General features: G+C 62.3%; 12 protein-coding genes. 7 read left to right on the top strand and 5 right to left on the bottom strand.

Annotated elements, in window-relative coordinates:
* Nucleotides 1-30 precede the first annotated feature (30 nt).
* From ABCW43_RS19375 to ABCW43_RS19360, 4 genes are all read left to right on the top strand, one after another.
* Nucleotides 31-951: an ABC transporter permease gene (locus tag ABCW43_RS19375; protein WP_345927397.1), complete on the top strand. Its 921-nt coding sequence runs from the start codon at nucleotides 31-33 to the stop codon at nucleotides 949-951.
* Complete coding sequence (locus ABCW43_RS19370) at nucleotides 951-1,817, top strand: ABC transporter permease (RefSeq protein ID WP_345927395.1); 867 nt, start codon at nucleotides 951-953, stop codon at nucleotides 1,815-1,817. The genes ABCW43_RS19375 and ABCW43_RS19370 overlap by 1 nt, the downstream gene beginning before the upstream one ends.
* The gene (locus ABCW43_RS19365; protein WP_345927393.1) at nucleotides 1,814-2,791 is read left to right on the top strand and encodes an ROK family protein; all 978 of its coding nucleotides are present in this window, start codon (nucleotides 1,814-1,816) and stop codon (nucleotides 2,789-2,791) included. Before ABCW43_RS19370 ends, ABCW43_RS19365 begins: the two co-directional genes overlap by 4 nt.
* A 66-nt stretch (nucleotides 2,792-2,857) precedes the next feature.
* Nucleotides 2,858-3,595, top strand: a complete 738-nt coding sequence (locus ABCW43_RS19360; protein ID WP_345927480.1) for a copper homeostasis protein CutC — start codon at nucleotides 2,858-2,860, stop codon at nucleotides 3,593-3,595.
* Nucleotides 3,596-3,770: 175 nt separating this feature from the next.
* Here ABCW43_RS19360 and ABCW43_RS19355 read toward each other — a convergent pair whose 3' ends face one another.
* The 5 genes from ABCW43_RS19355 to ABCW43_RS19335 all read right to left on the bottom strand — a co-directional run bounded on the left by ABCW43_RS19355 (nucleotide 3,771) and on the right by ABCW43_RS19335 (nucleotide 8,359).
* Nucleotides 3,771-4,421, bottom strand: a complete 651-nt coding sequence (locus tag ABCW43_RS19355) for a helix-turn-helix domain-containing protein (RefSeq protein WP_345927391.1) — start codon at nucleotides 4,419-4,421, stop codon at nucleotides 3,771-3,773.
* A gap of 118 nt (nucleotides 4,422-4,539) precedes the next feature.
* Nucleotides 4,540-4,830 carry a transcriptional regulator gene (locus ABCW43_RS19350; RefSeq protein ID WP_345927389.1) on the bottom strand — a complete coding sequence of 97 codons (291 nt, stop codon included), beginning with the start codon at nucleotides 4,828-4,830 and terminating at the stop codon, nucleotides 4,540-4,542.
* Nucleotides 4,831-5,006: 176 nt separating this feature from the next.
* A complete protein-coding gene (fixJ, locus tag ABCW43_RS19345) occupies nucleotides 5,007-5,627 on the bottom strand; it encodes a response regulator FixJ (protein ID WP_345927387.1) in 621 nt (206 codons plus the stop codon).
* Nucleotides 5,614-7,131: a PAS domain S-box protein gene (locus tag ABCW43_RS19340; RefSeq protein WP_445738978.1), complete on the bottom strand. Its 1,518-nt coding sequence runs from the start codon at nucleotides 7,129-7,131 to the stop codon at nucleotides 5,614-5,616. The genes fixJ and ABCW43_RS19340 overlap by 14 nt, the downstream gene beginning before the upstream one ends.
* 247 nt (nucleotides 7,132-7,378) lie before the next feature.
* Nucleotides 7,379-8,359 carry a Bug family tripartite tricarboxylate transporter substrate binding protein gene (locus ABCW43_RS19335; RefSeq protein WP_345927385.1) on the bottom strand — a complete coding sequence of 327 codons (981 nt, stop codon included), beginning with the start codon at nucleotides 8,357-8,359 and terminating at the stop codon, nucleotides 7,379-7,381.
* A 158-nt stretch (nucleotides 8,360-8,517) separates the two neighbouring features.
* Here ABCW43_RS19335 and ABCW43_RS19330 point away from each other — a divergent pair, with 158 nt between their 5' ends.
* From ABCW43_RS19330 to ABCW43_RS19320, 3 genes are all read left to right on the top strand, one after another.
* The gene (locus ABCW43_RS19330; RefSeq protein WP_345927383.1) at nucleotides 8,518-10,059 is read left to right on the top strand and encodes a UbiD family decarboxylase; all 1,542 of its coding nucleotides are present in this window, start codon (nucleotides 8,518-8,520) and stop codon (nucleotides 10,057-10,059) included.
* A gap of 215 nt (nucleotides 10,060-10,274) precedes the next feature.
* Nucleotides 10,275-12,458 carry a putative bifunctional diguanylate cyclase/phosphodiesterase gene (locus tag ABCW43_RS19325; protein WP_345927382.1) on the top strand — a complete coding sequence of 728 codons (2,184 nt, stop codon included), beginning with the start codon at nucleotides 10,275-10,277 and terminating at the stop codon, nucleotides 12,456-12,458.
* A gap of 174 nt (nucleotides 12,459-12,632) precedes the next feature.
* Nucleotides 12,633-15,563: a hybrid sensor histidine kinase/response regulator gene (locus ABCW43_RS19320; protein WP_345927380.1), complete on the top strand. Its 2,931-nt coding sequence runs from the start codon at nucleotides 12,633-12,635 to the stop codon at nucleotides 15,561-15,563.
* Nucleotides 15,564-15,566: the final 3 nt, after the last annotated feature.

Here is a 15,566-nt window from a genome sequence, read left to right as displayed (position 1 = left end):
CCGTCCGGTGCCTCGAGAGACAGCAGGCGGATGAAAGCCTATATCACCAAGAAATTGCTGGCCCTGCCGCTGATCCTGATCGGCGTGTCGCTGCTGGTCTTCGTGGCGATCCGTGCGCTGCCGGGCGATCCGGCGCGGCTGATGGCCGGACCCGAGGCAACGCAGGAGGCCGTCGACAACATGACCGTCCGGCTCGGTCTCGACCGCAGCCTGCCGGCGCAATACGCTTCCTTCGCTTATGGCGCGGTGAGGGGCGATCTCGGTATTTCCATCAAGTCCAAGCTGCCCGTCGTTGCCGAAATTGCCGAGCGCCTGCCGTTCACCATCGGACTGGCGATCACCGCCTATCTGATCGCCATCGGCATCGGTGTACCGGCCGGCATGATCGCGGCGATCTATCGGCACGGCTGGCCGGACCAGTTCGTGATGATCCTCGCCATTGCCGGAGCCTCGATCGCCAATTTCTGGCTGGCGCTGATGGCGATGAATACATTCTCAGTGCAGCTCGGCTGGCTGCCGCTGCTCGGCGCCGCGTCTTGGAAGAGCTTCATCCTGCCGTCGATCACGCTCGCCGTGCTGCCGACGGCGGTCATCGCCCGCATGACCCGTTCCAGCATGATCGAGGTGATGAGCCAGGACTATATCCGCACGGCTTACGCCAAGGGCGTCCTGCCGAGGAACATCTACTGGAGCCACGCGCTGCGCAATGCGCTGCTGCCGATCATCACCATCGTCGGCTTGAATTTCGGCAGCCTGATGGGCGGGGCGGTGGTGACCGAATCCGTCTTCAACTGGCCGGGCATCGGACGTTTCCTCGTCGATGCGGTGCGTTACCGCGACTATCCGGTCATCCAGGGCGTGACGCTTGTCGCGGTCACCGGCGTCGTCGTCATCAATTTCCTGGCGGAGATGCTGATCGCCTTCCTCAACCCGAAGATAAGGTTCGACTGATGGCATCTGTTGACACCGATATCGCGTCGCGCCGACCGGCGGTCTACCGGGGGCTGCGCTGGATGGCGACCCATCGCAGCATCACCATCGGCGGTTTCCTGATCGGCATCATTGTTCTTGCGGCGATCTTCGCGCCCCTGATCGCGCCAGCCGACCCCTATGTCCAGGATCTGCTGGCAACCATGGAGCCGCCGTCTCTCGCCCATCCGTTCGGCACCGATGACAACGGCCGCGATATCTTCGCCCGCGTCATTTTTGGAGCCCGCATTTCCTTGGCGGAAGTGGTCTTGGCTGTCGGGTTGGCGGTGCTTGTCGGCGTGCCGCTCGGCATCCTGTCGGGCATGAGCGGGCGTTACGTCGACCAGGCGATCATGTGGACGATGGATATCCTGTTTGCCTTTCCGGGCATCGTGCTCGCCATCCTGATCGTCAGCGTGCTCGGCTCGAGCCTGATCAACCTTTTGATCGCCATTGCCATTTTCTCCGTGCCGGTCTACGCCCGCCTCAGCCGCAACCTGACGCTGGGCCTGAAGGGCATGGATTATGTCGAAGCCGCCGTCTCGCTCGGCATCTCGCGCCGCCGCATCATGAGCCATTATATCCTGCGCAACGCGATCGGACCGATCATCGTGCAATCGACGCTGACTGCCGGCACCGTCATCCTGTCGGCAGCAAGCCTGTCGTTCCTCGGCCTCGGCGCCCAGCCGCCGCTTCCCGAATGGGGCGCGATGATGAGCGACGGCCGCAACTATCTCGGCCTCAACATCTGGATGTCGCTGTTTCCGGGCCTAGCGATCATGATCACCGTGCTCGGCTTCAACATTCTCGGCGACGGTCTTCGCGATCTTCTGGATCCGCGCAAATGAGTATTGCCGCCGCCACGTCCCGAACATCAGGCCAGACCGGGCCGGCAAGGCCGGTCTTCTGCGTCGATATCGGCGGGTCGTTCATGAAATTCGCCGTCTCGCCGGCACCGGGCGCGCTCCTGCCGCTCGAAAAGGTGGCGACGCCGGCCGCGAGTTGGGACGATCTCGCAGCCTCGCTATCTGCGCTGATCGTACGCCATGCGCAATCGGGCGATCCGGCCTCGCCGCTGGCGCTGTCGATCGCAGGGCTCATCGATCCCAGAAACGGCATTGCGACCTCGGCGAACATTCCCTGCATTACCGGACGGCGGATCGGCGACGAATTGTCGGCCATCCTCGGACGGCCGGTTCTGGCTGCCAATGATGCGGACTGCCTGACGCTGGCGGAAGCCAACGAGGGCGTCGGCCGCGGTCATTCCGTGGTCTTCTGCGCCATCATGGGCACCGGCATCGGCGGGGGTCTCGCAATCGACGGACGGCTGGTGCGTGGGGCGGGCGGGGTCACCGGCGAGTGGGGTCACGGCCCGATCCTCAACACGAGTGTCGAACTCGACGGCGAGACGCTTCATATTCCGCGCTTCTCGTGCGGCTGTGGCCAGTCCGGCTGTGTCGATACGATCGGCGGGGCGCGCGGCATCGAGCGGCTGCATCATTTCCTGCATGGCTGCGAGGAAACGAGCTATCGGATTCTCGAGGATTGGCAGGCGGACGAGGCAAGGGCCGCAAGGACTGTCGCCGTCTATCTCGAACTGATCGCCGATCCGCTGGCGCTGTCGGTCAATGTCACCGGCGCCTCGATCGTGCCGGTCGGCGGCGGGCTCGCCTCGGTCACGCCGCTCATCGATGCGCTGGACCGGGCGGTTCGCAAGCGTATCCTCAACCGCTTCGATCACCCGCTGGTGACGCCTGCGTTGCGGCAGGAGGACGGCGGGCTGGTCGGCGCCGCCGTGCTTGGCCATCAGAGTGCCGTTTAGGGTCACTAAAGTACCTTTCAGAGGCGCCTGCTGTTACGAGAGTGCCGATCATCAAGGAGACTGATCCTGTCCATCCTGCTCGAAGTCTGCGTCGATAGTCCCGAAGGTCTCGCGGCGGCCATCGCCAGCGGCGCCGATCGCATCGAACTCTGTGCCGCGCTCGATGTCGGCGGACTGACACCGCCGCCCGGCATGATCGCGCTTGCCGCCAGAGGGCCGATCCCCGCCTATGCGATCATCCGGCCCCGGGCCGGCAGCTTCATCTACGACGCCGACAACGAGGCGGCGATGATGGCCGATATCGATGCGGTGCGGGCGGCCGGTCTTGCGGGTGTGGTGATCGGTGCGAGCCGTCCCGACATGACGCTCGACATGCCGATGCTCGGGCGGTTGATGGCGCATTCACAAGGGTTGGGCGTGACGCTGCATCGCGCCTTCGATCTTGTGCCGGACCCGTTCGAAGCCCTGGAACAGGCGATCGAGCTCGGCGTCGAGCGGGTGCTGACTTCCGGCCTCAAGGTCAGCGGTCCCGATGGGGTCGAGATGCTGAAGGTGCTGGTGGAGCGGGCAGGGGATAGAATGTCGATCATGCCAGGCGGCGGCATCAACCTGACGACCGTCGAACGGGTAGTGCGCGAAACCGGCGTGCACGAGGTCCACAGCTCCTGCCGGCGGCCCGTCGAAAGCAAGGACGAACGCGCGATTGCCTTCGGTTTCCAGGCGCCTCTTTCCCACGAGACGAGCGGCGACATCGTACGGAAGATGCGCAGCTTACTGGATGAGCTTGGCGCGGCGCGCGACTGATCCTCAGGCGTCTGCCGATGGTCAGGCACGACTTTGCGGCAGGCCGTCGGGGGACGACGACCTGCCGCTCAGCAGTCCGGGAGATGCCATGCAATCGAGGAGGGGATGCACTTTCAAAGTCCACGGACGACCGCCGTTCGTCCGCTCATGCACTGCTATGCACTTTCATTCACTGTCATGCGCAGAGGCTGCGGAGTGCTTCGTGCTTTTTGATCTCGATGCAACGAATGCTCCGCAGTTTGATAAGGCCGGCCGTCCGGAGTTTTGCGAACACGCGCGACACCGTTTCGATCGTCAGGCCTAAATAGTCGGCTATATCCAGCCGGGTCATGGGTATGTCGAAATGCTCGAGCCCGCCCTGGCGTTCCGCCATATCGACGAGGAAGCCGGCGATCCGTTCCACCGCCGTCTGGCGGCCGATCATCATGATATGTTCCTGGGCGCGCAGCATCCCGCGCAGCGCCAGAGAAAGCAGTTCCGGCAATGCCTGCTCGTTGGCGGAGCGGCTGATGGCGCGCAGCCCGGTCGGAGCGATGGCTTCGGCGAAGAAACTATGGGTCCGGTCAGCCTCGAACCCGAACGTTTCCCCGGCCAGGTGGAAGGCGATGACCTGCCGCCTTCCGTCCGACAACAGGCGGTGGATCCGCACGGCACCGAATTCGACGTGATAGAATGTTCCTGCCTTGTCGCCGGGGGCGTAGATTTCGGCACCGGCACTGAAGGTCGCCACAGAGTTGGCCCGGAAGAGACCCGCGGTCTGGGGTGCGATCACGATCTGGCTCTTGGTGAGCTCCAACTTCGTCGCATGTGCGGCTGCAGTGTGCATGTTCACGTCTCCCCTTGCTGCAGGTTCAAGATGACAGAACACGTGCAGGGAAAAAATTGGGTTGTATCACTAGGGGGATGTACGTAGGGGGCAGGCGGGAGAACAGCTTCGAAGCGGCTCAGGCCGTGAGTGCAAGGTTCTTGACGAGACCCAGAAGGTCGGCGCCGTTGAACGGCTTGGCGAGGCTCAGGATCGGGCCGAGCTCGCCTTCTATGGGTGGAGACATGCCGTCGGTGAGCAGGATCACTGCCTGACCCGACTGGAGCAGGCGCTGCAGGGTATCGCTCGAAGAGCGCAGCACCTGGTCGTCGATGATCATGCAAAGCGTTGGAGCGAGGATGACGGTGTTCTTGCGCCAGGATTCATGGGCCTCGACGCGGTAGCCCTCTACCTCGAGTGCGAATGTCAACGACTGCCTGAGACCGAGATCGGGCGCGATGACGACTATGTTTCTCGCTTGTGATAACACCAAACTTACCGCGCGGGTGGGGCAGCCGGAGAGCCGCTCAAATCAGACATCTAGTGCCTGCGTTGGGAGCAGCGCTTTGCGATAGATCAAGAAATTCCAATAAATTTTTCCGGCGTTCACTTGGGACCGAAACCGGCAGCTATCGCCATGCGGACGAGTTGCGGCAGGCTTTTCGCCTTCATCTTGGCCATGACATTGGCGCGATGCACCTCGACGGTCCGGGGGCTTATGTCGAGATCATAGGCAATCGACTTGTTTGGCAGACCGGCAACCACGGCCGCAAGAACCTGCCTCTCCCTGTCGCTCAGGCTTTCAAGCCGCGTCTGAACCTCGGCCAGGTCGTCCGTGTCGAGCATTTTATCCGACAGCAGCTCGGCGGCCCGCTGGATCGCTTCGATGATGACCGTGTCGCCGAACGGTTTTTCGATGAAGTCGACGGCGCCTGCCTTCATGGCCTCCACCGCCATCGGCACGTCGCCGTGGCCGGTGATGACGATCGAAGGAATGCCGGTCCGGCTGGTTGTCAGCTTGCGGATCAGTTCGACGCCGGTCATGTCCGGCATCCTGAGGTCGGTGACCAGAACGCCGTTTCGCACACTCGGCGCGAACTGCAGGAAGGACGAGGCGGTTTCGTGCATGCGCACGGCGAAGCCGTTCATGGTTAGCATGAAGGCAAGGGACTTTCTGACCGGCTCCTCGTCGTCGACGATATGGATCGTGTAGTCACCCGTCTGCATTCTCGCATTCCTCCTTGTCGATCGGGAGTGTGAAACGGAACGTCGCTCCTCCGGCAGCATTGCGCGTCACCGTCATCTCGCCGCCATGCGCTTCAACGATGCGCTTGGAAATCGAAAGCCCTATCCCCATGCCGCCGGCCTTGGTGGTGACGAAGGGTTTGAAAAGCTGCTCGGCGATCTCTTCGGGAATGCCGGGGCCGGTATCCTGGACGATCACCTGGATCATGTCTTCGCCCTCCTGGAGAGTGCGGACGACCAGTTCCCGCCGCTGGCTGTCGCGCATCGCCTCAATGGCGTTGCGCATCAGATTGGTGAGCACCTGCTGGACCTGAATGCGGTCGACGGTGACCATTTCCGGTCCTTGCGCGAAGTCGAAAATCACTCGGACACCTTTTTCGCGCGAGCCGACCAGCGCCAGGGCGCCGGCTTCTTCCACCAGTCGCCGGATGTTCTCCGGCGCCTTTTCAGTCTCGCCCTTGGTCACGAATTCCCGCAGGTGCTTGATGATCTGGCCTGCCCTGAGCGACTGACGCGCAGTCTCTTCCAGAGCTTCGCGCATGCGCACTGCGACGGCTTCGTCCATGTCTCGCAGAAGGCGTGCGCAACCATGCACATAGTTGGCGATCGCCGAGAGGGGCTGATTCAGCTCATGGGCGAGGGTAGATGCCATTTCACCCATTTCATTGAGGCGGGCGAGCCGTGCGAGCTCTCCCTGGATCTCCTGCAGGCGCGCAGCCGATTCCTCGCGTTCGGTCAGATCGCGCACGAAGCCGGTGAAGAAGGTTTCCCCGCCGGTATGGGTCTCGCCGACAGCGAGCTTCATCGGGAAGGTCGAGCCGTCCTTGCGTCGCCCGACGACCACGCGGTCCATGCCGATGATCCGCTTCTCGCCTGTCCTCAGATACCTTTCCATGTAACCGTCATGTTCGCGGCGGTAGGGTTCCGGCATCAGCATGCGCAGGTTCTGGCCGACCACCTCTTCTTCGCTGTAGCCGAACTGGCGGATTGCAGCGGCGTTGAAGGAGACGATCGTCCCGTCCCTTGTGCTGACGATGCTGGCATCGAGAACGGTGTCGAGGACGGAGCGAAGATGGGCTTCGCGGGACTCAGCCTTCGCCTGGGCTTTTCCGATCGCCTTGCGGGCGGAGTGGAGGATTTCGCCGAGCAGTGCGATCACCACGCCGACGATGGCGATCATGGCCAGTTCCGAAAAATGGGCCCCCCGCGGCGTCAATTCCTTGATGACGTAGGCCGCCAGAACGGAAAGGGCCACTGCGAAAAGCGAGGCCCGCATGCCACCGATAAGGGCGGCAACCAGGATCGGCGGAATGAAGAACGTGAAAGGCGCCCTTTCATCGAGGACGCCGTGCAGCGAGATGCGCAGCCCGAACGCGATCAGCACGCCGAGGGTCGCAATGACATAGACCTCGGCGGGGGAAAACCGACGGCTCAAGAAAGACTGAATATAGTCATCCTTCTTATCGGCGAACGTTTTGGAAGCCATGATGCTTACCCGAAGCCGATCGTCTGCAGGAGGAACCCCATTCCTTTGTGCATCTGAAACCTGACTACCTGTCCCTGAATTCGTTCTAGCATGAGCACGGCTGCGGCGTCCAACGCCGAACCGGTTGTAGCTTAAAAAGCCTATACTTTTGCGCGTTTATTTATGCGACGTGCGCGGGTGCCGGCGCGAATGAAGCGGCGACGATGCGCCGCTTCCGCCAATGCACCGAACCGCGGGGCCAAACGGTTCACTGTTGCGGGATATTGGCCACCTTGACATAACCGGCCCAGGCCGCGACCTCGTTCTTGAGATATTCCTGGCCTTCTTCCGGCGTCGAGGCGAAGACGTCGCCGCCCTGGTCGGTCACGAACTTCCTGACGTCTTCCTGACTTAGGACTTGCCGGGTCCAGCCATTGATCTTGTTGACGATATCCTTCGGGGTCGCCGAGGGAACCATCATCGCGAACCAACCGACCTGGTCCATCGGATAACCGGCTTCCGTCATGGTCGGAACGTCGGGAGCGCCCGGAATGCGCCTGGCGGAGCTGACCGCCAGCAGGCGGTAGCGGCCTTCGCGGAGCTGCGACAGGGAAAAAACCGGATCCTGGGCCGCAAAGGCCATGGCGCCGCTCATGATGTCGTTCATGGAATCGGCGCTGCTCTTGTAGGCGACCTCGACCGTTTCGAGGCCGGCTTCCTGTTTGTAGATGGCTGCCAGCACCTTGCCCGACGTGTTGTTGACGGCGTAGCTCGCGTTCGAGCCTTCCTTCTTCAGGTATTCGGTCAGTTCCTTCATGGTCTTGATCGGGCTCGATACCGGAACGGCGATCATGTGCGGCTGCTTGTTGACGGTGGCTGCGACCTGCAGGTCCTTCACCACGTCGAAGGGCGGCGTCTTGAACATGTGCATGTTGCCGGCAACGGCGCTGCCGGTGTGGAAGAAGATCGTGTAGCCGTCCGGCTTGGAGCGCGTGACGTACTGGCCGGCAATGTTGCCGCCGGCGCCGGGCTTGTTTTCGACGATGATGGTGGCGCCCGAAACCTTCGCGATCTTTTCGGCGAAAAAGCGGACGATGACGTCGGCACCGCTGCCTGCCGGGAACGCACAGATCATGCTGATGGTCTGGTTTGGATAATCCGCCTGGGCCGTGGCTGGCGAAAGACCGAAGGCGCTACCCGCAACGGCGACCGATGCGGCAAGCATGAAACGACGAGTGACAGTCTGCATGAATTTCCTCCCATGGATGACCAGGTCTCGCAGCGGACGCCGGTCGGCCACACCTCCCCGATGCGACCTCATGCGATAATGTATAATTATATTTGATTTAATCAACTGTTCTGGGTAGAAAACGTCCCACGCAGAAACGCGTTTTCGGGAGAGGAAGAATGACCGCCAATACGACAACTCAATCCGCCGCCGCGCTTGATCTCGATCGTTTCCGGTTGAAGAATTTCGTCGAGAGCCTGAGCGCCGACGAACTGGAGATCCGCGAGGAGAAGGTCGATCTGGCCGATGTCGCGGCCATCCTGCAGAACAACCCGAAGGCCGTCTGGTTCAGAAATGCCGGTCCGGAAGGCCAGCAATTGATCGGCAACGTGGTCGGCAGCCGTTCCCGTCTCGCAAAGGCTTTCGGCGTGCCCGCCGGTGACGTGGCGCTCGAGATGCGCCGCCGCCTGTCGCTGAAACCGGAACTGGTGAAACTTTCCCGGGACGAAGCGCCCGTCCAACAGGTCGTGCTGACCGGCACGGACGCCGATCTCCTCAAGCTGCCGGTCCATGTGCAGCACGCGCTCGATGGGGCGCCCTACATTTCGGCGACGATCGACTATACGATCGACCCGAAGGACGGCCGCTACAATTGCGGCATGCGCCGGCTGATGCTGCGTGGCCCGCAGGAAGCCGGCGTCGATCTGATTGCGCCGAGCGACCTGCGCGTCATGTACATGGCCGCTTCCGGGCGCGGCGAGCGGCTGAACGTGGCCTACGTGGTCGGCTGCCACCCGATCGACATGGTGTCGGCCACCATGAAGGAGCCGGTCGACGAACTGGAGCTGGTCTCCTCCCTGCGCGGGGCGCCGCTGCCGGTCGTCAAATGCGTCACCAACGACATCATGGTCCCGGCCGACGCCGAAATGGTCATCGAAGGCTATTTCGACGAACGCGGTTATATGGAGAAGGAAGGTCCGTATGGCGAATACCTCGGCTATTACGGCGTCGTGAAGACAAATCCGGTCTTCCACGTCACCGCCATCACCCACCGCAAGGACGCGCTCTTCCAGACCGCGACCATCAGCGGCAATCGCATGGACTTCACCGATACGTCCAATCTCGAGGCGCTGCGCATGGAGATGAACGTCTGGAAGACGCTCGGCGACGTCGTGCGCCAGCCGGTCGCCGTTTACGCGCCGGTCGCCGCCGGCGGCTCGATGAGCATGCGGTTCTCCATCCGCCAGACTTATCCGGGCGAGGCCCGTTCGGCGCTCTATGCGGTTCTCGGCGCCGTCGGTGTCAAGAACGTCTTCGTCGTCGATCCGGATATCGACATCTTCGACGACAGCCAGATGGAATGGGCGTTCGGTACCCGCTTCCAGGCGGATCGGGATCTGGTGATCGCGACCGGCGTTCGGCTGTCGCCGCTCGATCCGTCGCTGCACGGTTCCCGCACCGGCGCCAAGGCCGGCTACGACCTGACCTGGCCGATGCAGCATGCCCAGAACTGGGAGCTCGTCACGCCACAGGCTCCGTCCTATCCCGGCAAGCGTTTTCCGTCGCTCGAAGCGGCTCTGAAGGATGGCGCCAAACATTTCGAGGAGCTGATGGCCGCCGTCGGCAGCCGCGATGGCCGTGAGGTCGTCCGCGAACTCGACACCTTCCGCTCCAAGGGGCTGGAGCGCGACGAGCGCGGCCGTTACTATCTCCCCCGATAGGATGATCCATTTCGGGACATTGTGTCTTGCCGAAACGGCCTTCCGGGTACAAATCCGGGAGGTTTTTCACTTTAAGTCGAGAAAGCTCTCTTCCATCCCGCTAAACGGGTGAGTCCCCTGCCAAATGCCATTCATTTCTTGGGGGCACTCGTTATGTTTTCTCTAATGGATGGATTTTTATGGTGGTGGCACCACCGCCCTCCTCCGGAGCAGAGATGTCCTACGCCGATAGCATCGATATTGCAGAGCGCAGACGGCTCGACGCTCTGGCCAACTACCGCATTGCGGGCTCCGGGCCTGAAAACCGTTTTGACCGAATCTGCCGTTTTGCCTCCGAGCTTTTTTCCACGCGCATGGCTTTCGTGACGCTGATCGAAGAGGATCGGCAATGGTTTAAAGCCTGTTCGGGTCTCGCTATCGAGGAGACCCACCGATCCGAATCCTTTTGTGACCACACGATCCGCACGGACGATGTTCTCGTGGTGTCCGACGCGCGCCTGGACGCGCGGTTCTCGAACCTGCCGATCGTCACCGGCGAGCCATTCATCCGGTTTTATGCGGGCGCGCCGCTGATGTCGCCGAACGGTTTCCGGCTCGGAGCGCTGTGCATCGCCGACACGCAGGTGCGGGATAGTTTTTCCGAGCGGGAAAGGCGGGCGCTCGCGGGTCTTGCCGCCATGGTCATGGAGCATATGGAACTGCGTCGCGAGGGTATACCGCAGGCGACGGCTGCCAACTTTGCAAATGCCACCGATCTTTCGCTGATTACCGTCGATCCCTCCGGCCGGGTCGAGTTCGTCAACCAGGCGGCGCTTGATATGTTCGGTTTCAGCCGGGAGGAGATGATCGGCGGCTCGCTCGATCTGATCGTGCCCGAACGCTTCCGCGCCGCTCACAATGCCGGCTTCGCGCGGGTGGCCGCGGGCGGCAGTTCCAAGCTCAAGGGCAAGACCGTCGAGATTTCGGCATGCCGCAAGGACGGCACGGAGTTTCCGGTCGAGATGGCGCTTTCGATCTGGCACGACCAGCGTGGCATCGGCGTGGGCACCATCATCAAGGACATATCCGAACGCCGCGACCGGGACGTTCGGCTCCTGAGGCTGGCAAGCCAGGATACGCTCACCGGCTTGTGCAATCGGCACCGTTTCGAAGACCTTCTGCGGGAGGAACTGGCACGTAAACAACCGCTCGCCGTGCTGCTCTTCGACCTCGACGGATTCAAGGATGTCAACGATCGCTTGGGGCACGGCGTCGGCGATTCCCTGCTGCAGGCAATCGGCGTGAGATTGCCGGCCGTTCTCGACCGCAACGTCACGGTCTCCCGGTTCGGCGGCGACGAATTTGCTATTCTCATTCCCGGAACCGGGGATCCTCTTGTCGCTCAGAAGACCGCAAATGCGGTCATCGAAGCTTTCAAGATACCGTTCGAGGTCGCCGGGCACACGTTCCGCGTCGGCGCGAGCGTCGGCTTTTCGCTTGCACCGAACCATGGTTCCGATTCCGAGGAGCTCATCGCCAGTGCCGACTTCGCGCTCTATCGGGCCAAGCAGGCCGGCGGCCGCGTCGTGCGCATGTTCGAACAGTCGATGCGCAACGAGACCCTGGCAAGGCGAATGCTGCGGGACGAATTGCTGCGGGCGCTGAACAGACACGAACTCGTGTTGCACTACCAGCCGCAGGTGACGCTCGACACCGGTGAGGTATTCGGTGTCGAGGCGCTCATTCGCTGGCAGCATCCCGAGCGCGGCCTCCTGTCGCCGGCCGCTTTTCTCCCGGCCCTGGAGCAGAGTTCGATCGCGCTCGACGTGGGCTTCTGGGTGCTGGACGAGGCGGGTCGTCAGATGGCCGCCTGGAATGCGGCCGGCTATCCGCCGATCAAGATGGGCGTCAACCTGTTTCCCGCACAGGTCCGGGCCGGCGGTCTGGCGCGCAGCGTCGCCGACCTGATTGCCCGCTACGGGCTCGATCCGCACCTCCTGGAGATCGAGATCACCGAAACCGTGACGCTCAACGACGACGATCAGTCGCTCGAATCGATCCTGGCGCTGCGTGAACTCGGCGTCGGCATCGCCTTCGACGATTTCGGTACGGGCTATGCTTCGCTTGGTTCGCTGCAGCGCTATCCGCTGACGACGCTCAAGATCGACATGGGGTTCGTGCGAGATCTCCTGACCAAGCCGCGCGACGCGGCCATTACCCGGGCTCTGATCGCGCTCAGCAGGGAGCTGGGATTGAAGACGATTGCCGAAGGCATCGAGACCGAGGAGCAGGAGGCGGCGCTTCGCCTGATGGGCTGCGAGGCGGGGCAGGGCTATCGTTACGGCAAGGCGATGCCCGCTGACGAGGTTGCCCAGCTTTTCGTCCAGCCGATCGAAACGCGGCTTATCCGAGCTAAGTAATTCGGCTTGTTGCCACACGAGGCGGTGCCGGAACCGGAAGCAAAATCGGGGTGTTAGATATCTTTTAGCGTATTGCGATGATCCCGTGGGAGATTTCCGGACCCCTCTTGATTTCAATTGTCAATAATCGCGGAAACCCTATAACTGGGGGCGCATTGGCATCAGGGACGGCGCATGTTCAGACTGACGGAGCTTTCCGAAATCGATCTGAATCAGTTGTTCAATCTCTCGCCCAATCCCTATGTCATATTCGACCGGGAATTGCGGCTTGTCGGAATGAACGACGCTTATCTGGCGGTGACGGGGCGTAGCCGCGAAGAGCTTGTCGGCAATACCATGTTCGACGCGTTTCCAAGCGAACCGGGCTCGGTCCCCGGCCGGCTGCTGCGCCAATCCTTCGCCAAAGTGCTTTCCACCGGAGAGGTGGATCACCTGCCGCTCCTCCCCTATCCGATTCCAGGTCCCGATGGAGAACTTGAGGATCGTTACTGGAGCGCAACCCATACGCCGATCAAGGACGAGGCGGGGCGGCTGATCTTCATCCTGCAGCATACGGTGGATGTGACCGAACTTCACCTGCTGCGCGGCCGGTTCGCGGGCGACGGCGTCCTCAGGGTTCATACGGATTTGATGCGCCGTGCCGATGCCGTCCAGGGGCAGAATGCCGCGCTCGGCGAGGAGCGGGAATATCTGCGCATGCTGTTCGAGCAGGCTCCCGGCTTCATGGCCGTGCTGCGCGGACCGGAGCATGTTTTCTCGATCGTCAACCGGTCCTACCGGACGATCGTCGGCCGCGAGGATCTGATCGGCAAGACGGTGCGGGAGGCTCTGCCGGATATCGCCGGCCAGGGTTTTTACGAACTGCTGGACGAGGTTTACCGGACCGGTATGCCCTATAGCGCCTATGGTGCGCGCGTCGTTCTCCAGCCTTCCGACAGCGGTCAGCCGCAGGAGCGCTTTCTCGATTTCGTCTATCAGCCGATCCGTGACCGCGATGGCATGGTCAGCGGCATTTTCGTGCAGGGCCAGGACGTTACGGAGCTTCGCCGGGCACAGGAGGCGGCCCGCGAAAACGAGGACCGTTTCCGGACGCTCGCCCAATCCCTGCCGACACATGTGTGGACGGCGACGCCGGATGGCCGGATGCAATGGTGCAACGACCAGATCTTCACCTATAGCGGCCTGGAGTCCTTCTATTTCGACAGTGAGCGGCGCTCCGAGATGCTGCATCCGGACGATTCCCCTCGGATTGCCGCCGCCTGGGCCGAGGCCTTGCGCACCGGAGACCGCCTGGAGACGGAAATCCGCCTTCGCCGATACGACGGCGTCTATCGCTGGTTCATCAGCCGTGCTGTGCCGATCAAGAATGCCGAAGGCGAGATCACGCTCTGGGTTGCCACCAATACCGATATTGACGAGCAGAAGAAGACGGAATCGGAGCTTTCCAGCCTCGCGGAAACCCTCGGCCACCGCGTCGAGGAAAGAACGATCGAGCTCGAGCGGACGCAGGAAGTGCTTCGCCAGAGCCAGAAGATGGAGGCGATCGGCAACCTCGCCGGCGGCATCGCTCATGATTTCAACAACCTCCTGCAGGTGATTACCGGCAACCTTCAGCTTCTCGGCCGGGAATTCGTGGGCGACGAAGTGGCCGAAAGGCGGTTGAACAGCGCGCTTGCGGGGGCGTCGCGCGGCGCCCGGCTTGCCTCGCAGCTTCTCGCCTTCGGCCGGCGCCAGCCGCTTTCGCCGAAGGTGGTCAATCTGAGCCGCCTGATCCGGGAGATGGATCATCTCCTGAGGCGCAGCCTCGGCGAAGCGATCGAGATCGACACGATCGTCGGAAGCGAGCTGTGGAACACGCTGGTCGATCCGAGCAATGTCGAAAATGCACTCCTCAACCTTGCGATCAACGCACGCGATGCAATGAACGGGCAGGGCAAGCTGACGATCGAACTCGGCAACGCCTACCTCGACGACGAGTATGCGCGCCGCACGTTCGACATCGAGACCGGCCAATACGTGATGCTTGCCGTCACCGATACCGGTACGGGCATGACGGCCGACATCCTGGACAAGGTTTTCGATCCTTTCTTCACCACCAAGCCGGAAGGCAAGGGGACAGGGCTCGGCCTGTCGATGGTCTACGGTTTCGTCAAACAGTCGGGGGGGCATATCCGCATCTACAGCGAGCCGGGAAATGGCACCACCGTGACGATCTATCTTCCGCGATCGATGGAGGACGAGGATTTGGTCGCCGAAAATGCCGGTAGTACTGCCTTTGGCGGTCACGAGACGATCCTGGTCGTCGAAGACGACGAAGCGGTGCGGGAAATCACCGTCAGCCTGCTTGTTGAACTCGGCTACCGGGTCCTGCGGGCCAAGGATGCCGACAGCGGGCTTGCGATCGTCGAAAGCGGCGTGCCGATCGACTGCCTGTTCACCGACGTGGTGATGCCGGGGCGGCTGAAGAGCAGCGATCTCGCCAAGAGGGCCAAGGAGCGGCTGCCGCATCTCGGCGTGCTGTTCACCTCGGGCTACACCGAAAATTCCATCGTCCATGGCGGGCGGCTCGACCCGGGCGTCAACCTGCTGAGCAAGCCCTATACGCGGGAGGCGCTCGCCCGAAAGATCCGCCAGGTGATCGATCAGAACCGGCAGGCTCCGCCGCCGGCGGGTTTACCGGAAAGCCCTTCGGAGGCGGCTTCGGCCAAGCCTGCCGTCGAACAACCGTCGGCGCCGGATCTGCCGATAGCCGTCCTGCTTGTCGAGGACGAGGCGCTGATCCGGATCTCGACGGCCGATTTCCTGCAGGATGCGGGCATGACCGTGATCGAGGCCGGATCGGCTTCCGAAGCGCTTGCCGCGGCCGGCAGCGATCCGATCGACATCCTCGTCACCGATGTGCATCTGCCGGAAATGAGCGGATTGCAGCTCGCCCTGAAATTGCGCGAAACGCTCCCCGACCTGCCGGTGATCTTCGCGACCGGCGACCGCAACGTGCCGGGATCGGAGGGGCTCGGCGATACGGCGCTCATTACCAAGCCCTACGATTACGAGCAGTTGACGAGCCGTATCCGGGCAATGGTGGCGCCACGCACGGCGGGCTGAGCC

This window comes from Neorhizobium tunisiense, assembly GCF_039631515.1.
In the GTDB taxonomy this organism is placed as follows: Bacteria; Pseudomonadota; Alphaproteobacteria; order Rhizobiales; family Rhizobiaceae; genus Neorhizobium.
This window is presented reverse-complemented; position numbering and strand designations above follow the sequence as displayed.